Source organism: Streptomyces sp. NPDC059743 (assembly GCF_042732975.1).
GTDB lineage: Bacteria > Actinomycetota > Actinomycetes > Streptomycetales > Streptomycetaceae > Streptomyces.
The window spans coordinates 169,789-191,172 of the sequence record NZ_JBHWGS010000015.1; the positions used below are offsets into that span (position 1 = coordinate 169,789).

Consider the following 21,384-nt stretch of genomic DNA (forward strand, 5'->3'; position numbering starts at 1 on the left):
GCGGCTCCCTCAGTTCGCCGGATAGCGGTCGACGGCCGGAGCGGGCGCGGGCTTACGGCCGGAGAGGCCGAGAGTCGCGTCGTAGGCCTTGCGCCAGTCGCCGTTCTTCTCGTGCGCCACGATCGCGTCGTCGAGCGCGAACCTCAGGGCGTTGTCGTCACGCGGGACGCCGATGCCGTACGGCTCCTTCGAGAAGGGCCTGCCGACCACCTTCAGCGCGTCGGGCGCCTTGGCCGCGTAGCCCATCAGAATGGTGTCGTCGGTGGTGACGGCGTCGACCTGGTAGGTCAGCAGATTGTCCACACAGACCGAGTAGGTGTCGTACGCGACGAGTTCGGCGCGCGGATAGTCGTCCTTGATCCGCTGGTACGGAGTGGAGCCCGCGGCCGAGCAGACGCGCTTGCCGTCGAGATCGCGCGGCCCGTCGATGCCGTGCTCATCGGTCCGCACGAGGAGCGATTGGCCGGCCATGTAGTAAGGACCGGCGAAGCCGACGAGCCTCTTGCGCTTGGCGTTGATGGTGTAGGTGCCGACGTAGTAGTCGATCTGCCCGTTCTGGAGCGCGGTTTCGCGGTTCGCGGAGGCGATCGTACGGAAGCGGACCGCCGCCGGGCCGAAGCCGAGGGACGCCGCCGTCATCTTGGCGATCTCGATGTCGAAGCCGGAGTAGACACCGTTGGCGGGATCCTTCTCGCCCATGTACGGCTGGTCCTCCTTGGCGCCGACGACGAGATGCCCGCGCTTGCGCGCCGCTGTCCAGGTGGCGGAGCCGGGAAGCCGGAAGGTGTGGTCGACCTGGTAGCGAGGCAGTGCGTCGGGCTCCGGGCCCTTGACGGGCGGGCTGCCCGGCTTGCCGCACCCGGCGCCGGAAGCGACGGCGAGGAGCACGAGCGGAGCTGACACGAGGGCGGTGCGGATTCTTCTCGTACCGACGGCCATACGCTGCCCCACCCCACTCCCGGCTGTGTCGAGGTCAGCGCAAACTATCCAGCCGGACAAGGGACTTCGCACACGACACGCACAGGTGGGACATAAGCGATATTTAACGCAAGAGGCGCCCGCTGATCGGACGCCGAGGTCAGGCCTCGGCCGCCTCCGCGTATGTCTGGGACAGTTCGGGCGCTCCGGTGACCGCCCAGTCGAGCCCTGCCTCGACCACCTGGATCTCCCGCCCGGACGCCAGACGCACCACGGGATGCCCGCCGGGCCAGATGTGCCAGACCGCGCCGGGGACCGTACGGACGATCACCGTGCCGAGATACAGGCCCGCGTCATTGCCCAGCCAGGGCAGCTCTTCCGGATCGTCCCGCCAGCGCGGCGGAAGCTGGTCGAGCGCTTCCAACGAGGCCGGTGAGTCGTCCAGTTGGAGACCTTCCCGCCCCGCCCGGACACGGAGCAGCTCGCACTCGGAGAGCAGCTCGGCCACGCCCTCCGGCTCACCGCGGACGGCGGCGGCCAGCGAGGTGCTGCGATCACCACCATGCCGCTTGCGCCAGTTGTCCAGAAAAGGAATGTTCATACCGCTCAGAGTGCCACTCCCCCGCCCGCTCCACCATGGGGCACGCGGAACGGCGGATCTAGATGTCCAGCTCCACCACCACCGGGGCGTGGTCGGAAGCGCCCTTGCCCTTGCGCTCCTCGCGGTCGACATAGCTGTCCTTGACCGCCGCCGCGAACGGTGCGTTGCCGTACACCAGGTCGATACGCATTCCCCGGTTCTTGGGGAAGCCGAGCTCACGGTAGTCCCAGTAGGTGTACGGACGGTCGTACTTGAGTGGACGGGGCACCACATCCGTGAGCCCCTCCTCGCGCAGCGCGGCGAGTGCCGCGCGCTCGGCCGGAGTGACATGCGTGGCGCCCTCGAAGCGCGAGATGTCCCAGACGTCCTCGTCGGCCGGCGCGACATTGAAGTCACCGAGGACGGCGAACGGGCGCGCGCCCGCCGCGTCGTCCGCCACCGCCTTCCGCAGCGCCTCGAACCAGCGCAGCTTGTACGCGTAGTGGTCATGGCCGACCTCGCGGCCGTTGGGCACGTACACCGACCACAGACGGACCGGGCCGCAGACCGCGGAGATCGCGCGCGGCTCCTCCACGCCCTCGTACTCGGGCCCTTCTGGCAGGCCCTTGACGATGTCCGACAGGCCGGCACGGGAGATCAGCGCGACGCCGTTCCATCTCCCGTTCGCGTTGACCGCCGACTCGTATCCCAGCTCACGGAGCTGCTCGGCGGGAAACTGCTCGGCGGTGCACTTGGTCTCCTGCACGCACAGCACATCCGTGCCGCTGCTCTCCAGCCAGGCCAGCAGCCTGGGCAGGCGAGCGGTGATCGAATTGACGTTCCAGGTCGCGATGCGCATGCGGACAGCCTATCGGCGGGGTCCGACAGTCGGCGTCCCAGCAGGTCGGCGCGGTGCGCGCGTACGGCGAGGTGCGTACGTACCGCGCGCCCGGCGCCGGACCTCGGCGTCAGACCTCCATGGAGTCGCCCGGCGTGAGCCTGACATGGTCGGCGCCGCTCAGATTGCCGAGATGCGTGTCGTAGACAGGCCTGGCCAGCTCGGTCAGCAGCGCGTCATGGACATCGAGCGTACGGCGCGGCTTGACCTCCCGTACGTACTCGATCACCTCGGAGATCTTGTTCCAGGGCGCCATCACGGGCAGCATCAGCGTCTCGACCGGCTCGTCGGGGACGGTCAGCGCGTCGCCCGGGTGGAAGACCGAGCCGTCCACCAGAAAGCCGACATTGGTGATCCGCGGAATCTCCGGATGGATCACCGCGTGGAGTTCGCCGTGCACCCGTACGTCGAAGCCGGCCGCGGAGAAGGCGTCGCCGTGGCCGACGGTGTGGACCCGGCCCGGGAAGGCCGCGGAGACCTGCTCGGCGACGCTGCGCAGCGTCCACAGCTCGGCCGCCGGACTGGCCTCCAGGCCCGCCCGCAGCCGGCCCTCGTGGAAGTGGTCGGGATGCTCGTGCGTGATGAGGATGACGTCCGCGCCGACGGCGGCGTCCTCCTCGGTGAAGATGCCGGGATCGATGACCAGCGTCCGTCCGTCCTTCTCCAGCCGGACGCAGGCGTGCGTCTTCTTGGTGAGCCTCACCGGTGACCGCCTCTTCTCTCGTCTCGCCTGGTCGTTCTCTCGCCCAGTCGCTCCCCGCGCTGCCTGATCCCGCGCGGTCGGACTCCTCGGGTCGGACTCCTCAGGGATCGCTTCGGTCCCTTCTGCCATCGTTCTACGCCTCGGGCGTGGTCTCCTCCTGGATCACGGTCCGCGCCACCCGGAACGCCGTGTTCGCCGCCGGAACACCGCAGTACACGGCCGACTGGAGCAGCACCTCCTTGATCTCGGCGGGAGTCAGACCGTTGCGCAGCGCGGCCCGGGTGTGGAAGGCCAGCTCCTCCATGTGCCCGCCCGCGACCAACGCGGTCAGTGTGACCGCGCTGCGGGTGCGGCGGTCCAGGCCCTCCCTGGTCCATACCTCGCCCCAGGCATAGCGGGTGATCAGCTCCTGGAAGTCGCCGGTGAAGTCGTCTGCGGTTGCCGTGGCACGGTCCACATGCGCGTCCCCGAGGACCTGTCTGCGTACCCGCATGCCCGCCTCGTACGGGTCCGGGCGCCCTGCGGAGACGGCCTCCGGCTGCTCGGCGGGCGCGATCTCGGCGACCGGTACGGCCGGTGCGGAGACGGCGGGCTGGAGCAGCCGGTCGGGCAGCACGGTCAGCCCGGTGGAGGTGTCGGACGGGTTGTACCAGGCCGTGGAGAAGTGGTGGACGAGCAGATCCGTGACGGCGGCGGGCTGCTCGACCGGCGCGAGATGGGAGGCGCCGGGCACCAGCGCGAGCCGGGCGTCCGGTATCCCGGCCACCAGGGTACGGGCCTCAGCCGGTCCCGTGACCTTGTCCTCGGCACCGACCAGGACCAGCGTCGGTACGGTGATACGGCCCAGCTCCGCGCGGATGTCAAAGGCGGCGAGCGCCTCGCAGGCGGCTATGTAACAGCCGGGATCGGTGGTACGGACCATCTGGACGGCCCACTCCACAATGGCCGGCTGGGCTGCGGCGAAGTGCGCGGTGAACCAGCGCTCGGGCGCGGTGCGGGCCATCGGGTCCAGACCGTTGGCCCGTACGATCACTCCGCGCTGGCGGAACTCGTCGGCCGTGCCGAACCGCGGCGAGGCGGCCACCACGGCGAGCGAGGCGATCCGGTCGGGACGGCGCAGCGCCAGCTCCGCGCCCACGGCACCGGCGATGGAGCAGCCCACATATCCGAAGCGCTGCACCCCGAGCCCGTCGAGCGTGGCCAGCAGCCGTTCCGCCAGCTCGGGAACGCTGCTGGCAGGATGCGCGGGCGCGCCACCGTGCCCCGGCAGATCAAAGCGGATCACCCGCCACTGCCGAGCCAGCTCGGGCACCTGCCGGTCCCACATGTGCCAGGTGGTACCGAGGGAGGGGCCCAAGACCAGGATCGGTGCGTCTTCCGGCCCGTCACAGCGGTATTGCAGGGTTCTAGTCGTCGTCTCACTCACCCGCTCACGCTCCCATATCTCACATTTTCTCACGGGAGAGGGGTGGCACCCCGTTGTTCGCGAGATACGTGAAGCAACTCGCGCGGGCATCGTACAAGCGGACCGGCCGGAACACGTTCCCGGCCATGATCTTGTACGCCCGCCACGCGCAGCTGCCGCCCGTTGAGCCGGCGAGGGCCGGTTCCGCAACAAGGGTGGTACCAAGCACCGTCCGCCTCACCATCGTTAAGATCGGCAGCCGACGGCGAAACGGGGAGGGTCATGCGTAGGCAGTGGCAGTGGTATGTGCGGGCTGCGGGGACGGGGCTGGGGGCGGTGCTGCTCGCCGGATGCGGTGGCGAGCAGGCGGACACCGCCGCGCCGCTCGATCAGGCGCAGGTCCGGTCGGTGCTGCCGGACGCGAAGGCCATGCCCGGCTGGAAGACCGCCGAGAAGCCCTCGGCGGGCGCCCTGGACACCGAGTTCAAGAAAAGCAGCGTCTGCCCCAACGAGGGCAACAAGGGATGTGAGGGCTCCCGCTTCCTGGGGTCCGTCACCTTCGAGCGTGCCGACAGCGATGCTCTCGCCGGCCTGTGGATGGTCGCCTACGAGGACGAACAGGCCGCCGAGGCCGCGTACGACGTGCTCTGGAAGGACACGGCACGGAAGGCCGGCAAGGAGAAGGCCGATCTCGGCTCGGCGGGCGAGGAGCGCGACGCGCTGCGCGGCGCCGTCGGTCCGCAGGGCACACAAGGGATCACGGGGCAGATACGGGTGGGCACGACGATCCTGCGGCTCGATGCCTCCGCCCGCCACGAGGACCAGCTCGACAAGGGCTTCGTGAAGGACATCGCCGCTCTCTTCGCACACCGCGCCCAGCAGGCCCAGAACGGAGAAACACCCTCAGCGACACTGGGCGACGTCCAGAGTTGATGCCCCGAGGCCGCCCTGGAATCCCTGCGAAGGCTCCCCTGATACCTGCTCAGGGCCGCCACGGACCGGCCTGGTCCTGCGGGATGTGCGTGGCGTGGGGCGGTGGCGGGAGGGGACATTCCCCTGCCGGTGTGAACCGGCTCACCGAGCCGAGCCGGTTCACACCGGTGGCCCGGCCGTTCCAACGGCCGGGCCACCTGGCACGCATCAATGTCTCACTGGCCCAGCGACTGGTCGCGCTGCTTCTTGACCTGCTCGGTGAGGTCGCCTGTGTCGGCAGCCGGCGGGGCCGTGATCGGCTTGATGGCACCGAACTTCAGGAAGTCCATGGTGACCGTCATGCCGCCGCCGCTCTGCTTCACGCGCACGGGCAGGTCCTTCCCGTCGACCCAGACGTCGAAGGTCATCTTCCCGCCGCTCGCCTTCAGGGAGTTGATGGCGGCCTTCTTCTCCTGGGCGGTGAGGTTGGACGCGTTGACCTGCTGCGCGCCGACGCTACCCCGGTAGTGGGTGGCCTTCTTGCCGCGGACCGTCTCCTCGCCGAAGTTCTTCACGTCCTTCGCAGCACCGATGTAGCGCAGGCCCGCCGTCGGGTCGGCGTTGTCCGCGATGCTGTCCGCGCCCGACTCCCCCATGACGGCGGAGACATCGATCCGCATCCAGTGCTTGCCCTTGAGCGGGCCACTGGGCTGCGGGTCCACCTCGTAGTAGTACGCCCCGTCGACCATCTTCATCGTCAGCGTGGGGTCGTCCTGGAGAGACTGCATCTGCGCGTTCGCGGTGTCCATCTCGACATCGAGCGCGGCGCCGTCGCCCCAGGAGTAGGTGCCGTCCATGGATACCGGCTTGCCACCGGCCGCGGCGATCACCGTCGTCGTCTCGACCTCGGCCGAACCGAGCTTCGACGCCTTGTCCGACGCGCGGGTCAGCGCCACCATGATCGCGTCGGCGTGGCTGACGGCATCGGCGGTCTTCCTCACGGCTTCCGCGCCGCACGCGGTGGTCGCGGCCAGCACGGCAAAGGTGATCCCCGCCCACGCTCCGGTCCGGATGTACGTCATATGTCCCGCCCCTGATGTGTGATTCCTGTGTCCTTTGTAAGGAAGCGGACTCTAGCCGGACCGAGACCACGGACCAATCCGGGGGCACATATCGGGCTTTCGAGGCCAGGCCGTTGGCCAGGCAGGCTGGTCAAGGGCCCTGCGCCAAGCCGAGGTAAGCCGCACAGAGAACTTCAAACGCCGGCACGCCTGGCGCGGCGCGTGGGGATCACGGCGTGGTGGTGGAGACGACGAAGACGCGTGGGAAGCCCGGCTCGGTGAGGTCGACGACCACGTCCTGGCTGGGGCGTGGGGCCTGCTGGCGGTGGCTGGTGCCTGCCCAGTCATGGCCCGGGAGGTTGAAGTTCCAGCCGACGGTGCGCAGATCGCGCGGGCCGATCGGGATGTGGCCGTCCTTGAGCGCGGACCGGCTGGTTCCCATGTCGGTCAGGAACGTGTCGAGCTGCGTGGAGTCCACGTCGAACTGCACGTACAGCCGACTGGTCTTCCAGTTGCTCGTCTCGAAGTACCGCACCCGGGTGGCTCCGGTGGGGATCGGCACCTCGAAGATCCGGCGCTTCATCTTGGAGGGCCGGAGGTGCTGGAGTCCGGTGGCGGAGGACTCGGCCTCCTTGTCCCGGCCGCTCTCCCGGCTCTGTCCGGCGGAGATCACCAGATAGCCGGCCGGGATACCGATGAGCAGCACGATGACGACGGCCGTCAGCCAGCGGCGGCGGTTGCGGTGACGCCGGTCCTCCGGCGGCTTTCCGGTCTCCTCCGTGGCCGGCAACGGTCGGGACAGCGTCATGACTGCGGTTCCTGGCTCGTGCTCGTACGGGCGGTGCGGAGGGCCTGGGTGTAGCGCTCGTACCGCTCATGGCGCTCGACACGGCGGCGCTTGGCGCGGCGGAAGCGTCTGGCCACCAGCCGGGAGAGATCGGCGGCGCCGACCATGCCCGCCTCCGGGCCGAGCTGTGCCTTGGCGATCGTGGCCTCGGGACGGTAGCCACGGCCGGTGAGATGGCGGCGGAAGGCGTCACGGGCCGGGCCGATCAGCAGATCGTCGGCGGCGCTGACGCCTCCGCCGATGACAAAGCAGGACGGATCGAGGGCGGCGGCGAGATTGGCGATGCCGATGCCGAGCCACTGGCCGATGTCCTGGAACAGCTCGACGCACATGGCGTCGCCCTCACGCGCGAGCTCGGTGATCAGCGGGCCCGTGATGTCCTGCACATTGCCCTTGACGCGGTCGATGATGTTGTACGCGACGGGCGAGTCGGCGGCGGCCAGCTCCCTGGCCTCGCGTACGAGCGCGTTGCCCGAGCTGTACTGCTCCCAGCAGCCGCGGTTGCCGCACGGGCAGCGGTGGCCGCCGGGCACGACCTGCATATGGCCGAACTCACCGGCGACTCCGTACTTGCCGCGCTTGACCCGGCCGTCCTCCAGGATGGCGCCGCCGATGCCCGTGCCGAGCGTGATCATGACGAGATGGTCCTCGCCGCGCCCGGCGCCGAAGCGCCACTCCGCCCAGGCGGCGGTGTTGGCGTCGTTGTCGACCATCACCGGGACGGCGAGCCGTGCGGAGAGCGCGTCCCTGAGCGGTTCGTCGCGCCAGGCGAGATGCGGCGCGAAGAGCACCTTGGAGCGGTCCGCGTCGACCCAGCCGGCCGCGCCGATGCCGACGGCGTGCACATCGTGGCGGTCGGAGAGATCGAGGACCAGCTCCACGATGGTGTCCTCGACCACCCGTGGGCTCTTGGACTTGTCCGGAGTCTCGGTACGGAGCTTCTCCAGGATGTTGCCGTCGGGATCGACGACGCCGGCCATCACCTTCGTACCGCCGATGTCGATACCGACGGTCGGGACCCGGGGCGCGGTGAGCAGTGAGCGGCGCTCACGGGTGCCCGCGGTCCGCAGGACCGTGGCGCGGGCGGCGCCGCGGTGGGACGCGAAGTCACGGTAGGTGCTCATCGGCCGGACTCCCTCGTACGCGTCGGCTCAGGCCTGGCGCGGCGCCTGGCGCGGCGGATGAGCCGGAGTCGGCCGGGCCGCGGTTCGGGCCCGGGCCATGGTTCGGGTGCTCGCACGGGTCGTGTCGTCCCTGGGATCGGGGGCCGGCCGGCCCGGGTGGGCAGCGGCGGCGGATGGTGTCCGCCCTGGCAGATTGTGCCATCCGGGGCGGGCGAGGGCAGGTGAGGTGGCCGCGCGGCCCGTCGGTGTCAAGCGCGGCCCGGCAGCCTCAGGAGGCGTCAAGAGGTGTCGCCCTCGGCGCGCTCCAGTCCGGTGTCGCCCGTGGCGCGCTCCAGTTCATGGCTCAGCTCCGCCAGCTCCGAGCCGCCCGCCATCTCACGCGTCAGCTCGTCCAGAGTGATCGAGTCCTTGGTATGGCTTCCCGACATGATTCCGCGCTTGAGCATGGTGAACCGGTCGCCGACCAGAAAGGCATGGTGCGGATTGTGCGTGATGAGTACCACTCCGAGTCCCGCGTCCCGTGCGGCGGCCACATATTTGAGCACCACACCCGACTGCTTCACTCCGAGGGCCGCGGTCGGCTCGTCCAGCACCAGGACCTTCGCGCCGAAGTGGACGGCACGGGCGATGGCCACACACTGGCGCTCACCGCCGGACAGCGTGCCGATCGGTTGGTCGACATCGCGCAGATCGATGCCCATCCGCAGCAGCGCGGCCCGGGTCGTCTCCCGCATCAGCGCGACATCGAGCCGTCTGAAGGGACCGCGTCCTCTGGTCGGCTCGGATCCCAGGAAGAAGTTCCGCCAGACCGGCATCAGCGGCACCACGGCGAGGTCCTGGTAGACCGTGGCGATACCGCGGTCCAGGGCCTCGCGCGGCGAGGCGAGCACGGTCTTCTCGCCGTCGATCAGGAAGTCGCCCGCGTCATGCCGGTGCAGCCCGGCGATGATCTTGATCAAGGTGGACTTGCCGGCGCCGTTGTCGCCCAGTACGCAGCTGATCCCGCCCGCGTGCACCTCCAGCGAGACGCCTTCCAGGGCCCGGATATTGCCGTAGTACTTACTGACGTTGTCCAGCTCGACCAGTGCACCGCCCGCCACCGTCGCGCCGTCCACCGCCGTCGTCGCACTCTGCGCCGTCGCGTTCTCCGCCGTCATCGTGTCGCCTCCGCACGCTTGCGCACCCACGCGTTGAGCAGGGTCGCGAGAAGGAGCATCGCTCCGAGGAAGAACTTGAACCAGTCCGGGTTCCACTCCGCGTAGACGATGCCCTTGCTGGTCATGCCGAAGATGAACGCGCCGACCGCCGAGCCGATCGCCGAGCCGTAGCCGCCGGTGATCAGACAGCCGCCGATGACGGCCGCGATGATGTAGATCAGCTCGTTGCCGACGCCCTCGCCGGACTGGACGACATCGAACGAGAACAGCAGATGCTGCCCGGAGACCCAGGCACAGAAGGCCACGCCCATGTACAGCCCGATCCTGGTCCTGGCGACCGGTACGCCGACCGCGCGGGCGGCCTCGGCGTTGCCGCCGACCGCGAAGACCCAGTTGCCGAAGCGGGTCCGCAGCAGGATCCAGGTCGCCAGCAGCACCAGTACCGCCCACCACAGGATGGTCACCTTCAGCTCGACATCGCCAACGGTGAGCTGGGAGGCGAAGAGCTTCCTGGCGGAGGGAAAGCCCTCCATGTTCGCGATGGTCTTGGTGGAGACCGTGCCGCTGATCAGCTTCGTCAGCCCGAGATTGAGTCCGGTGAGCATCAGGAAGGTGCCCAGCGTGATGATGAAGCTCGGCAGTTTCGTACGCGTCAGCATCACACCGTTGAAGGCCCCGAGGGCCAGCGTGACCAGCAGCGACACACCGACGCCGACCCAGACGTTCGCCGTCATCTGATAGCTGAACATCGAGGAGACCAGCGCGGAGCTGGTGACCATCACACCTGCGGAGAGATCGAACTCGCCGCCGATCATCAGCAGCGCCACCGGGACGGCCATGATCCCGATCGTGGAGGCCGCGTACAGGACGGTGCCGAGGCTCGACGCCCGGAGGAACGAGTCCGCGAAGACCGAGAAGAAGAGGAAGACGGCGATCGCGCCGACGACCGCGCCCAGCTCGGGCCGGCCGAGCAGCGTACGCAGCGGCGAGACACGGAGCAGCCGCTCGTCGCCGACGCTGGTCCCGCGCGGCCCGTCCGGCCGGCCGTCCACCGGTGGCGCGGTCACGCTCATCGGGTGCCTCGCTCCGTGTACTTCGCCAGCGCTCCGGCGTCCTTCTCCGTGACGATCTGCGGTCCGGTGAGGACCGGGCGTCCGCCGCCGAGCACATCGGCGTTGTAGCGGTAGAGCCAGAGCAGATCCACGGCCTCGTATCCCTGGAGATACGGCTGCTGGTCGACGGCGAAGCCGAGCGTCCCTGCCGTGAGTCCGGCGGCGACCTTGGGATTCAGATCGAAGGTGTCGATCTCCGCCTCGCTGTTCGCCGTCTCCTTCGCCTTGACGGCGGCGTCCGCGAAGGGAGCGCCCAGGGTGACCACGGCGTCGATGCTCCGGTCCGCCTGGAGCTTGGCCTCGATGGACGCCTGGACGTCCGGCATGTTCGTACCCTCGACATAGAGGTTCTGGAGCTGACCGCCGAAGGTCTTCTTCGCTCCCGCGCACCGCTGCTCATGGCCGACATTGCCCTGTTCGTGGATGACACAGAGCGCCTTCTTCTTGCCGCGCTTGTCCAGCTCCTCGCCGACAGCCTCGCCGGCTATGGACTCGTCCTGGCCGATATGGCTGAGCGCGCCGAACTGCTTCGACTGCTCGGCTCCGGAGTTCACGGTGATCACCGGGATACCGGCCTTGACGGCCTTGGCGACGACGTCCTTCATCGCGTCGGGCTTGGCGAGCGTGACGACGAGCCCGTCGACCTTCTTGTCGATGTAGGACTGGACGAGCTGGGCCTGCTGCTGGCCCTCGTCGCTGTGCGCGTAGAGGAAGTCGATGTTGTCCTTGACGGCCGCCTGCTCGGCGCCGCGCTGGACGATGTCCCAGAAGGTGTCGCCGTCGCCGGAGTGGGTGACCATGGCGACGGTCCACTTCGGTGTGTCCACCGCGGCCCGGCCCTGGGCCGCGGCCCGCTGGGCCCGCTCCTCCGCGCGCTTGCCGCCCGTGCTGCTGCATCCGGCGAGTGCCGAGACCCCGAGCACCGCCGCCACCACCGCGCTCAGCGCGCGTATCCCTGTCCGAACCGTTGCCACGACGCCGTGCCCTTCTCACTGAAGTCCTCGGTACGGCCGGGATGCATACGGAGCCGGCCCGGCCGCCCAAGTATCGGTCATGTCCGTTCGCCGGGTGGTCATCGGGTGGCCCACCGGATGTTCCCGAGTTCTAGGGCCTCTCGTTTGGATCTTGCCGGGCTCGCGTGCCCTGGCACCGCGCCTCGCCGCGTTGTCGTCAGTCACCAGGGCTCCGCCATGGCTCCTTCCTCCGCCTTGCGATCCACGGCACCAGACCCCGCTCCCTGATCCGGCCAGACCCAAACGAAAGACCCTAGCCGGGCCCGCGTATGGGCGTCAATGCTTTGTCCGTACATTCTTACGAAGAGACGGGAGCGACGGGAGCGAAGAGGGCCCTACGGGCGTACGAGGAGCTGGAACTCGAAGGCGTACCGCGACGCCCGGTAGATGTGCGAGCCGAACTCGACGGCCCGCCCGGTGTCGTCGAACGTGGTCCGTTCCATCGTGAGCAGCGGCGCGCCCGCGGGCTCGGCCAGCAGCCCGCCCTCCTCGGCGGTGGCGGCCCGCGCGCCGACCGACTGCCGGGCGCTGTGCAGAGTGATCCCGGCCGAGCGCATCATCCGGTAGAGGCCGGTGGCCTCCAGCCGCTCGGTGTCGCAGTCGATGAGCCCGGACGGCAGATGGTTGCGCAGACGCGCCATCGGCTCGTCGTGCGCGTACCGCAGCCGCTCGATGAGCTGTACGTCCGCGCCCTCGGCGACGCCCAGCGCGGCGGCGACCTCCGCGGAGGCCTGCTCGACCGTGTTGCGCAGTACGCGCGTGGCCGGGCGCTGGCCCGCCGCCTCCAGATCGTCGTACAGGCTGCTCAGCTCCAGCGGGCGCTTGACCTGGCTGTGCACGACCTGCGTGCCGACGCCACGGCGGCGCACCAGCAGGCCTTTGTCGACCAGGGACTGGATGGCCTGGCGGACGGTGGGACGGGAGAGTCCGAGCCGGCCCGCGAGCTCGATCTCATTGCCCAGGAGGCTGCCCGGGGCCAGTCTGCCGCGCTCGATCGCCGCCTCCAGCTGCTGCGAGAGCTGGTAGTAGAGCGGCACGGGACTGGTGCGGTCGACACCGAGCTGGAGCGGCAGGGCGTGCTCCGCCTCCGGTCCGGGCGTCTCCTGTCCGGCTTGGGCTGATCTCGGCTGATGGGGCACGGGCCGAGCGTAGTCGCACTGTTTGTTGACGGGAAGTCGCGAAGTCAGATTGTCAGGACAAATGCTTGACATGGTGAGGGCATACAGCCACCTTGGGGGCCATGCGCATCGGACTCATCGGCACGGGCCGTATCGGCACCTTTCACGCGGACGTGCTCAGCCGCCATCGCGAGGTCGGCTCCCTGGTTGTCGCGGACATCGATTCGACCCGGGTGGCGGAGGTCGCCGACCGTACGGGATCGACCGCCGCCCCATCCGTCGACGAAGTGTTCACCTGGGGCGTGGACGCCGTGGTGATCGCCTCGGCCACCTCGTCCCACGCCGATCTGATCAGCCGCGCGGCCCGCGCCGGACTGCCCGCCTTCTGCGAGAAGCCGATCGCCCTCGATCTGGCCGGCACGCTCGGTGCGCTGCGCGAGGTGGAGTCGGCGGGCACGGTGCTCCAGCTCGGCTTCATGCGCCGCTTCGACGCGGGATACGCCTCGGCGCGCGAGCTCGTACGGTCGGGCCGGCTCGGCCGGCTGCACACCGTACGGGCGATCACCTCCGACCCGGCGCCGCCGCCCGCCGCGTATCTGCCGCTCTCGGGCGGGCTGTACCGCGACTGTCTGGTGCATGACTTCGACATCCTGCGCTGGGTCACCGGACGCGAGGTGGTGGAGGTCTACGCGACCGGCTCGGACGCCGGGCCCGGGATGTTCCGGGAGGCGGGCGACATCGACACCGCGGCGGCGGTGCTCACCCTGGACGACGGGACGCTCGCGACCGCCACGGCCACCCGGTGCAACGGCGCGGGCTATGACGTACGGATGGAACTGGCCGGTGAGCTCGACCAGTTCGCGGTCGGTCTCGACGACCGTACGCCGATCACCTCGACCGAGCCCAAGGGCCCGCCGCCCTGCGACAATCCGTGGCCGGGCTTTCTGGAGCGGTTCGCTCCGGCGTACGAGGCGGAGCTGGACGCCTTCCTCCAGGTCGTCAACGGCGAGCTGGACAATCCGTGCGACGGCAGGGAGGCGCTGCACGCGCTGCGCATCGCGGAGGCCTGCGAGCTGTCCCGGCGCGAGCACCGGCCGGTCGCGCTGACGGAGATTCCCGCCGACTGACACCGCGTCCGGCCGGTGCGCCACGGCGCTGCTACCAGCGCACCGGCTCTACCAGCGCACCGGCAGCTCGCGCACACCGCGGATCAGCATGCCGGGCAGCCATTCGTACGGGCCCGCCTCCGGGTCGAGCGCCAGCCCGGGGCAACGCTCCAGCAGCGCCCGGACGGCGATCCGGCCCTCCAGCCGGGCCAGCGGCGCGCCGATGCAGAAGTGGATGCCGTGCCCGAAGGCGAGATGCGCCGGGCCACGGCCGGGCGTCGCCGAGCGGTGTATGTCGAAGGTGTCGGGATCCGGGAAGCGGGCGGGATCGCGGTCCGCCGAGGCGAGCGCGACCAGCACCGCCTGCCGGGCCGGGATCTCCGTGCCGCCGTAGGAGACCGGCTCCCTGCTGAACCGTATGGTGCTGGTCTCCACCGGTCCCTCGAACCGCAGCGTCTCCTCGATCGCTCCGTCGAGCAGGGAGAAGTCGGCGCGCAGCGCGGCCAGTTGGCCGGGATGCGTGAGCAGTGAGCGGACCGCGTTGGCGATCAGATTGACGGTCGTCTCATGTCCGGCGATGAGCAGCACATAGGCCCAGGCGCGCAGTTCGGCCGCGGACAGCCGGTCGCCGTCCTCCGCGCGCGTGCGCAGCAGCGTGGAGAGCAGGTCGTCGGCGGGCGCGGAGGCGCGCTTGTCCTCGATGAGTTCGTCGAGATACGCGCACAGGGCGATGGTGTTGTCGCGCTGGCCGGTGGGCGTGGTGGGCGCGACGATCTCGTTGGTCCAGGCGCGGAAGGTGTCACGGTCCGCGTGCGGCACGCCGAGCAGTTCACAGATGACGATGATGGGCAGCGGAAAGGCCAGCGCGTCCACGAGGTCGCCGTGGCCGGCCGGGACCATGGCGTCGAGCAGTTCGTCGGTGATCCGCTGGACGCGCGGGCGCAGCGCCTCCACCCGGCGCGGAGTGAACTCGGGAGCGACCAGCTTGCGCAGCCGGGTGTGGTCCGGCGGGTCGAGAGTCAGTACGTGCGGGCCCATGATCGCCTCGTCGCCCGGCTCGTATCCCATGGTGGCGGGCGCCTTGGACAGCCGGGAGTCGGCAAGGGCCGCGCGGCCCTCCTCGTATCCGACGACCAGCCAGAAGCGATTGCCGTCCGGGGCCACCACCTCGTGAACGGGCCCTGCCTCGCGCAGTTTCGCGTAGTACGGATAGGGGTTGACATTGAAGTCCGGGCCGTATTCAGCCAGTTCGATGACCGCCATCGGGTCAGCCTACGGCGCCGCTCCCGGAGCCACCATCCCCGATGGCCGGATTGGCGTCATGCACCAACAGGGCGATCTGGACACGGTTGTTGAGACCGAGTTTGGCCAGGATGCGGGAGACATGGGCCTTGACGGTGGGCACGCTCATATAGAGCCCGGCGGCGATCTCCGCGTTGGACCGGCCCTGACCGACCGCCAGCGCGACCTCCCTCTCCCGCTCCGCGAGAGCGGCGAGCCGCTCCGCCGCCAAGTCCCTGCGGCCACCGTGGACCGCTCCCGCAACATGGCTCATCAACTGGCGTGTAACGGCCGGTGAGAGCACCGGATCTCCGGCGGCCACGCGCCGTACGGCGGTGACGATGTCGGCGGGCGGAGTGTCCTTGAGGACAAAACCGGCGGCTCCCGCGCGCAGCGCCCGCAGCACCTGCTCATCGGCGTGGAAGGTGGTCAGGACGAGGACCTCGGGCGCGTGCGGGCGGCGGCGCAGCGCCTCGGTGGCGGCCAGACCGTCCATGACGGGCATCCGGATGTCCATCAGCACCACATCGGGCGAGGTCCGTTCGACCAGGGCCGGAACCTCGGTGCCGTCGGAGGCCTCCCCCACGATCTCGATGCCGTCGGCGCCGCCGAGCATAAAGGTCAGTCCGGCGCGGACCAGCGGGTCGTCGTCGACGATGATCAGCCTGATGGTCATGGTGTCCACGGTAGCCAGGCCCGGACGGCGAATCCGCCGTCGCGGGTGGCTCCGTGCTCGAACCGGCCGCCCGCCAGCGCGGCGCGCTCGGTCAGCCCGATCAGCCCTTGACCGGAGCCGGGCACCTTCGGGACCTCGCCCTGAGGCGCGGTGTTGCGTATCTCGACAGTGAGCCCTTCTCCGGCGCCGCCGCTCAGCTCGACGGTGGCCTCGGTGCCCGGCGCGTGTTTGCGGGCATTGGTCAGGCCCTCCTGGGCGATACGGAAGGCGGTACGGCCGACGGCCGCGGGCACGGCCGACGGATCCTCGACACGGCTGTCGAGAGTGACCTTCATCCCGGCCTCGCGGGACTCGGCGACCAGCGCGTCCAGAGTGGCCAGAGTGGGCTGCGGCCGGTTGTCCTCGTCGCCGGGCGCCCGCAGCACTCCGATGATCGCGCGGAGATCCTGGAGGGCTTCGTGCGCGCTGTCCCTGATCACACCGGCGGCCCTGGCGACCTCGGGCGGCGGCGCGTCGGGCCGGAATTCCAGGGCGCCCGCGTGGACGCTGAGCAGCGTCAGCCGGTGGGCGAGCACATCGTGCATCTCCCGGGCGATGGCCTCGCGGGCCAGCCGCTGGGCCTGCTCGGCGCGGAGTCCGGCCTCGGCCTCGGCGCGTACGGCCCGCTCGCGCAGGGCGGCGAAGAGCTGGCGCCGGGACCGTACGAGCATGCCCCAGCCGGTCACCAGCAGAACGAGTATCGCGGTCGCGATCAGGGAGGCCGCCATGGAGGTGCCGGGATCGGGACGGAGGACGGACTGGACACTTCCGCCCATGAGGATCAGCCCGGCGACGATCAGTACGGGCCGCAGCGGCCGGTGTATGGCCACGCCGAACAGGGCCGCCAGCGCGGCGCCGCCCGCGACGGGGGCGAGCGTGCTGAGCACACCGAGCGCGGCGGCCAGCCCCACCGGCCACCGTCGCCGTAGCCACAGGGCACAGCAGGCGCCCGCGCCCGCCAGCAGATCGAGAAAGACGACGGCATCGGTGTTGCCCGCCTGCTCGCTCGACTCCAGGGCGAGCAGCCCGATACCGGCCGCGAGAAGGAACATCGACATGTCCACGGCCCAGTCGCGTACGGTACGGCGCGGCCGGGCCGCGCCGCGGTCGCCGGGCAGCTCGGGGCCTCGCGGGTCGATCAGCGCCGAGGGAAGCAGCCAGGGATGGTCCGTCCGTGTCATGGCGACGAATGTACGGACGCGGCGGCCGTGGCGGAGGGCTGTGGCGGCGGGACGAGACCAAAGTCGCGCGGGTCCCGACTTTCGGCACGGTCCCACCCAAGGCGAGTGGGAGAGGTCAGCCGGAGCCGGGGCTTACCCGTGCAGTTCCTGGTGGCGGGCCGTGAGACGGCGCATGCCCTCCTCGGTGAGGGAGCCGAAGAGCCGCAGCCGGGAGATACCGCCGTCGGGATAGATGTCGATCCGTACCTCGGTCGCCACCACGGGTACGGGCAGCGCGAAGCGGTGGTTCGTGTCGGGCTGGAGCCGGGTCCTGGACAGGATCTCGGTCCAGTCGCCGGTCGCGCCGTCGCGCACGGAGAGCGTCGCCCAGCCCGCCGCGTTGCCCTTCAGATACGCCGTGTCGATCTCGACCGCGCGGATCTCGGACTGCTCGGCCGGCCAGTAGCGGATCCAGTCGTTGCCCTTGTCCCTGCGCCGCCTGGTCTCCCAGCCGTCGTCCATCTTGCGCGAGCGGCCCGGCTGGATGGTGTTGGTGGCGGGCGAGTAGAAGCGGTCGGAGGCGTCCTGGACCGTGCCGCCGTTCTCCAGCGCGATCACATCGAACGTACCGAGGACACCGAGCCAGCCCGGATCGGGCGCGACCTCGCCGTACACCCGCAGCCGGGCGATCCCTCCGTCGGGATGCTGGTTGACGCGGAGATGGGTGAAGCGCCGCTCGGCGTCGACCGTGAAGCCGTTGGCGGCGTGGCCGCCGATGGCCGTACGAGGCACCAGCACCGTCCATGTCACCTCGTCGGCGAGCAGTTCCTCGGGCGACGGCGAGCCCGGCAGTGAGGTGCCCTCGACCGAGACCGCCTGCGGATAGTTGCCTCTGAAGTGCGCGGTGTCGACGACGATCCCGCGGATGACGCCGGGTGTGCCGAGCCTGACCAGCGCCCAGTCGTGATCCTCGTCGGCGGGATGCGGCCGGTCCGCGCCCGTGCCGCGTCTGCGTCTGGTCTCCCAGCCGTCCATGATCTTGCCCTTGTGCCCGAAGCGCTCGGGATCGAACTCCGCGCGCTCCGGCCTCAGCAGATTCTCGCGCTCGGCGAAGAACTCGTCATTGGCGGCGACGACTCCGGCCCCGAGCCGGCGGTCCGCGAGATCGACCAGATGCGCGAAGGGAAAGTCCGCGGTGCGGTAGTCGGCGTACGGATCGCCACCGCCGTACGGCCGGGCGTCACCGGTGAAGGAGGGCGGGACGGGCAGGGAGTCTTCCGACAAGGTCAGTCGTTCCTTTCGAGCAGTCGGCCGGACGGTTCGGCGAGGACGCCGTCATGGACGATCCGGGTGCCGCGCAGCCAGGTCGACCGGACGACTCCGTACAGACGCTTGCCCGCGTACGCGGTGACCTGGTTGCGGTGGTGCAGCGCGGCCGGATCCACGGTGAAGGTCTCGTCGGGCGCGAGCACCGCGAAGTCGGCGTCCCGGCCCGCCTCGACGGCGCCCTTACGGCTCAGTCCCGCGAGCGCGGCCGGGCCCGCCGACATCCAGCGGACGATGTCCTCCAGCGAGCGGCCCCGTGCGCGCGCCTCGGTCCAGATCGCGGGCAGACCGAGCTGGAGCGAGGAGATACCGCCCCAGGCGGCGGCGAAATCGGGAGTCTTCAGATCGGCGGTGCAGGGCGAGTGGTCGGAGACGACACAGTCGATGGTGCCGTCGATGAGCCCTTGCCAGAGCGCGTCCTGGTTCACGGCCTCGCGGATCGGCGGACAGCACTTGAACTCCGTTGCCCCGTCCGGGACTTCCTCGGCGGTGAGCGTGAGGAAGTGCGGACAGGACTCGACGGTGATCCGCACTCCCGCGCGCTTGGCCGCGGCGATCAGCGGCAGCGCGTCCGAAGAGGAGAGGTGCAGCACATGCACGCGCGCGTCGAGCCGCCCGGCCAGCGCGACGAGCCCTTCGATCGCCGCGTTCTCCGCGCCGCGCGGCCGGGACGCCAGGAAGTCGGCGTAGGCGGGACCACCGCGCTGAGGCGCGGAGGCCAGCTCATGGGGATCCTCGGCGTGGACGATCAGCAGTCCGCCGAAACCGGCGATCTCGGCCAGCGAACTTCCCAGGTGCTCCTGGTCCAGCTCGGGAAACTCCTCCACACCGGACGGCGACAGAAAGCATTTGAAGCCGAAGACACCGGCATCGTGCAGCGGCCGGAGATCCTTGAGATTGCCTGGGATCGCGCCGCCCCAGAAGCCCACGTCGATATGGGCCTTCGTACGCGCCACCTGCTGCTTGACGCGGAGATGGCCGACGGTCGTGGTGGGCGGCAGGGAGTTCAGAGGCATGTCGAGCAGCGTGGTGATCCCGCCGGCCGCGGCGGCACGGGTCGCGGTCCAGAAGCCCTCCCACTCGGTGCGTCCCGGATCGTTCACATGGACATGGGTGTCGACCAGTCCGGGCAGGACGACATCGTCCCCGACGTCCTCCAGCCGGGCGCCCGCCGGCAGCGGCGCGCCGTACGGCAGGACGGCCTCGATCCGTCCGCCGGCGACGGCGATGGAGGCGGCCCGCGTCCCTTCGGGCGTGATGACGCGTGTCGACCGCAGTATCAGATCCACCTCGGACACCCGTGCCCTCACTTCGCCGTCGCCACGTCGCTGTCTCTGCTGTCGCGAGCCAAGCATGTATTCGAAGCATGAATTCAACGAACTGTTGAAGGAGTCTTCACTCCGGATCCCGGCCCGTCAAGACCACTTTTCCAGGGCAGCCGCGCGGAACGGGCCGCACCGCGCTAGACTGGGTTACTTCCATAGAGCGGAAATCACATTTCACCAAGCAGAATGCGGCAGAAGGCCACTCGTACCCGGAGCAACAGGGGAGGAACGGGCCGAGGTGCTCTGACCGGCAGAGACGCCTCTCGGTCGGCCAGGTGCCGGGCCGCTGCGCCCGGTAGGCTGCCTGTTCGGCCCCGCCTGCTCCGAAAGGACCGTTGACGTGCCGTCGTCCAGCGCCAGCTCCACCGACGCCAGCAAATCCGCGCCCGCCAGCGGCGGCGTCCAGTCCCTTGAGCGCGCCTTCGACCTGCTCGAACGGATGGCGGACGCGGGCGGCGAGGTCGGCCTCAGCGAGCTCTCCGCCAGCAGCGGACTGCCGCTGCCGACGATCCACCGGCTGATGCGCACACTGGTCGCCTGCGGCTATGTGCGCCAGCAGTCGAACCGGCGGTACGCGCTCGGGCCACGGCTGATCCGGCTCGGCGAGTCGGCGTCGCGGCTGCTCGGCACCTGGGCCCGGCCGTATCTGGCCCGGCTGGTCGAGGAGACCGGCGAGACCGCGAACATGGCGCTGCTCGACGGCGACGAGATCGTCTATGTCGCCCAGGTCCCGTCCAAGCACTCGATGCGGATGTTCACCGAGGTGGGCCGCCGTGTGCTGCCGCACTCCACGGGCGTGGGCAAGGCGCTGCTCGCGCACGCGCCGGCGGAGGAGGTCCGCGCTCTGCTGGCCCGTACGGGTATGCCTGCCGCCACGGAGAAGACGATCACGACGCCCGAGGGCTTTCTGGAGGCCCTGGAGCTGGTACGCAGGGCCGGATACGCGGTCGACGACAACGAGCAGGAGATCGGTGTCCGCTGTCTGGCTGTACCGGTGCCCAACTCGCCGACGGCGGCGGCCATTTCGATCTCGGGGCCGGCGGGCCGGGTGACGGAGGAGGCCACGGAGAAGATCGTCCCGGTGCTCCAGGAGGTGGCCCGGGATCTCTCGGAGGTGCTGGCGAGCACGACGGCGCAAGGCTGAGCCGGTCGATCACCGGGTGTGGCGTGGGCTGCCCTGCCTCCTGCCGGGCCGCCGGACGAGCCGGCATCCGGCCCGCCCGGCAGATCCCTGGTACGTCCGGCCGATCCAGTACTCGATTCGGCACTCGAACCGGTACTCGAAAACGCGCTACCGGCGTGGCCGGGGCGCCTCTCCGAAGAGGTCGACGGCGTTCCGTACACCCATCAGCGCCGGTCCCAGCGCGCTGACCGAACCGATCGAACCGACGATCAGCAGCAGCGAACGGCGCATACGGGCGATCTCGGGAGCACCGTCCGCCACCATCCCGGCCAGCGCCGCCAGTTCGTCCTCGGCGATGGCCCGGTCCCTGAACTCGACCGGATAGCCCGCCAGTTCACGCCGGAGCCTGGAAACGGCCCCGTCCAGTCCCGCCACCCTCGGGTCCTCGCCGTTCTCTGTCACCGGCGGCTGCCCCACGCTCCGCAACAAAGCTTCCCCCC

General features: G+C 70.0%; 21 protein-coding genes. 3 read left to right on the forward strand and 18 right to left on the reverse strand.

From position 1 onward, the window contains the following. Positions 1 to 9: 9 nt before the first annotated feature. The 5 genes from ACFV6H_RS26300 to pcaC all read right to left on the reverse strand — a co-directional run bounded on the left by ACFV6H_RS26300 (position 10) and on the right by pcaC (position 4,525). Positions 10 to 939 (reverse strand): glutamate ABC transporter substrate-binding protein, encoded by a 930-nt coding sequence (locus tag ACFV6H_RS26300; protein ID WP_385546727.1) that lies wholly within the window; start codon positions 937 to 939, stop codon positions 10 to 12. A 139-nt stretch (positions 940 to 1,078) separates the two neighbouring features. Beyond that, positions 1,079 to 1,519: a DUF6278 family protein gene (locus ACFV6H_RS26305; RefSeq protein WP_093596081.1), complete on the reverse strand. Its 441-nt coding sequence runs from the start codon at positions 1,517 to 1,519 to the stop codon at positions 1,079 to 1,081. Positions 1,520 to 1,577: 58 nt separating this feature from the next. Beyond that, on the reverse strand, positions 1,578 to 2,357 hold the full coding sequence (locus tag ACFV6H_RS26310; RefSeq protein ID WP_384786557.1) for an exodeoxyribonuclease III: 780 nt from the start codon (positions 2,355 to 2,357) through the stop codon (positions 1,578 to 1,580). Between the two features lie 109 nt (positions 2,358 to 2,466). Beyond that, positions 2,467 to 3,099: an MBL fold metallo-hydrolase gene (locus tag ACFV6H_RS26315; RefSeq protein WP_385546529.1), complete on the reverse strand. Its 633-nt coding sequence runs from the start codon at positions 3,097 to 3,099 to the stop codon at positions 2,467 to 2,469. A gap of 133 nt (positions 3,100 to 3,232) precedes the next feature. After that, complete coding sequence (pcaC, locus tag ACFV6H_RS26320; RefSeq protein WP_093596090.1) at positions 3,233 to 4,525, reverse strand: 4-carboxymuconolactone decarboxylase; 1,293 nt, start codon at positions 4,523 to 4,525, stop codon at positions 3,233 to 3,235. 261 nt (positions 4,526 to 4,786) lie between these two features. Between pcaC and ACFV6H_RS26325 the strand changes: the two genes are divergently transcribed. Then, a complete protein-coding gene (locus ACFV6H_RS26325) occupies positions 4,787 to 5,437 on the forward strand; it encodes a hypothetical protein (RefSeq protein ID WP_385546532.1) in 651 nt (216 codons plus the stop codon). A 215-nt stretch (positions 5,438 to 5,652) separates the two neighbouring features. Here the strand turns inward: ACFV6H_RS26325 and ACFV6H_RS26330 are convergent, their stop codons facing one another. The 7 genes from ACFV6H_RS26330 to ACFV6H_RS26360 all read right to left on the reverse strand — a co-directional run bounded on the left by ACFV6H_RS26330 (position 5,653) and on the right by ACFV6H_RS26360 (position 12,869). Next, a complete protein-coding gene (locus ACFV6H_RS26330) occupies positions 5,653 to 6,498 on the reverse strand; it encodes a hypothetical protein (protein ID WP_385546535.1) in 846 nt (281 codons plus the stop codon). A gap of 208 nt (positions 6,499 to 6,706) precedes the next feature. Then, positions 6,707 to 7,285 (reverse strand): hypothetical protein, encoded by a 579-nt coding sequence (locus ACFV6H_RS26335; RefSeq protein WP_384981480.1) that lies wholly within the window; start codon positions 7,283 to 7,285, stop codon positions 6,707 to 6,709. Next, positions 7,282 to 8,448 carry an ROK family glucokinase gene (locus ACFV6H_RS26340; RefSeq protein WP_385546538.1) on the reverse strand — a complete coding sequence of 389 codons (1,167 nt, stop codon included), beginning with the start codon at positions 8,446 to 8,448 and terminating at the stop codon, positions 7,282 to 7,284. Before ACFV6H_RS26340 ends, ACFV6H_RS26335 begins: the two co-directional genes overlap by 4 nt. Positions 8,449 to 8,726: 278 nt before the next feature. After that, positions 8,727 to 9,605: an ATP-binding cassette domain-containing protein gene (locus tag ACFV6H_RS26345; RefSeq protein ID WP_385546541.1), complete on the reverse strand. Its 879-nt coding sequence runs from the start codon at positions 9,603 to 9,605 to the stop codon at positions 8,727 to 8,729. After that, positions 9,602 to 10,678: an ABC transporter permease gene (locus tag ACFV6H_RS26350; protein WP_385546544.1), complete on the reverse strand. Its 1,077-nt coding sequence runs from the start codon at positions 10,676 to 10,678 to the stop codon at positions 9,602 to 9,604. The genes ACFV6H_RS26345 and ACFV6H_RS26350 overlap by 4 nt, the downstream gene beginning before the upstream one ends. Further along, positions 10,675 to 11,691, reverse strand: coding sequence for a sugar ABC transporter substrate-binding protein (locus ACFV6H_RS26355; RefSeq protein WP_093597692.1), 1,017 nt, complete (start codon positions 11,689 to 11,691; stop codon positions 10,675 to 10,677). The genes ACFV6H_RS26350 and ACFV6H_RS26355 overlap by 4 nt, the downstream gene beginning before the upstream one ends. A 374-nt stretch (positions 11,692 to 12,065) precedes the next feature. Beyond that, positions 12,066 to 12,869 (reverse strand): GntR family transcriptional regulator, encoded by an 804-nt coding sequence (locus tag ACFV6H_RS26360; protein WP_385546547.1) that lies wholly within the window; start codon positions 12,867 to 12,869, stop codon positions 12,066 to 12,068. A 101-nt stretch (positions 12,870 to 12,970) separates the two neighbouring features. Here ACFV6H_RS26360 and ACFV6H_RS26365 point away from each other — a divergent pair, with 101 nt between their 5' ends. Next, complete coding sequence (locus ACFV6H_RS26365; protein WP_384981465.1) at positions 12,971 to 13,975, forward strand: Gfo/Idh/MocA family oxidoreductase; 1,005 nt, start codon at positions 12,971 to 12,973, stop codon at positions 13,973 to 13,975. A 48-nt stretch (positions 13,976 to 14,023) separates the two neighbouring features. Here ACFV6H_RS26365 and ACFV6H_RS26370 read toward each other — a convergent pair whose 3' ends face one another. From ACFV6H_RS26370 to allB, 5 genes are all read right to left on the reverse strand, one after another. Beyond that, positions 14,024 to 15,217: a cytochrome P450 gene (locus tag ACFV6H_RS26370; protein ID WP_385546551.1), complete on the reverse strand. Its 1,194-nt coding sequence runs from the start codon at positions 15,215 to 15,217 to the stop codon at positions 14,024 to 14,026. A 4-nt stretch (positions 15,218 to 15,221) separates the two neighbouring features. After that, the gene (locus tag ACFV6H_RS26375; protein ID WP_385546554.1) at positions 15,222 to 15,911 is read right to left on the reverse strand and encodes a response regulator; all 690 of its coding nucleotides are present in this window, start codon (positions 15,909 to 15,911) and stop codon (positions 15,222 to 15,224) included. Beyond that, complete coding sequence (locus tag ACFV6H_RS26380) at positions 15,908 to 17,131, reverse strand: sensor histidine kinase (protein WP_385546557.1); 1,224 nt, start codon at positions 17,129 to 17,131, stop codon at positions 15,908 to 15,910. The genes ACFV6H_RS26375 and ACFV6H_RS26380 overlap by 4 nt, the downstream gene beginning before the upstream one ends. A 132-nt stretch (positions 17,132 to 17,263) precedes the next feature. After that, the gene (gene alc / locus ACFV6H_RS26385) at positions 17,264 to 18,394 is read right to left on the reverse strand and encodes an allantoicase (protein WP_385546560.1); all 1,131 of its coding nucleotides are present in this window, start codon (positions 18,392 to 18,394) and stop codon (positions 17,264 to 17,266) included. Between the two features lie 2 nt (positions 18,395 to 18,396). Further along, a complete protein-coding gene (gene allB, locus ACFV6H_RS26390) occupies positions 18,397 to 19,734 on the reverse strand; it encodes an allantoinase AllB (protein WP_385546564.1) in 1,338 nt (445 codons plus the stop codon). 367 nt (positions 19,735 to 20,101) lie between these two features. Between allB and ACFV6H_RS26395 the strand changes: the two genes are divergently transcribed. Continuing rightward, positions 20,102 to 20,905 carry an IclR family transcriptional regulator gene (locus tag ACFV6H_RS26395; protein ID WP_093600454.1) on the forward strand — a complete coding sequence of 268 codons (804 nt, stop codon included), beginning with the start codon at positions 20,102 to 20,104 and terminating at the stop codon, positions 20,903 to 20,905. A 147-nt stretch (positions 20,906 to 21,052) separates the two neighbouring features. On the opposite strand, the gene ACFV6H_RS26400 is transcribed toward ACFV6H_RS26395, so the two are convergent. After that, the gene (locus tag ACFV6H_RS26400) at positions 21,053 to 21,373 is read right to left on the reverse strand and encodes a DUF5955 family protein (protein WP_093600457.1); all 321 of its coding nucleotides are present in this window, start codon (positions 21,371 to 21,373) and stop codon (positions 21,053 to 21,055) included. Positions 21,374 to 21,384 lie beyond the last annotated feature (11 nt).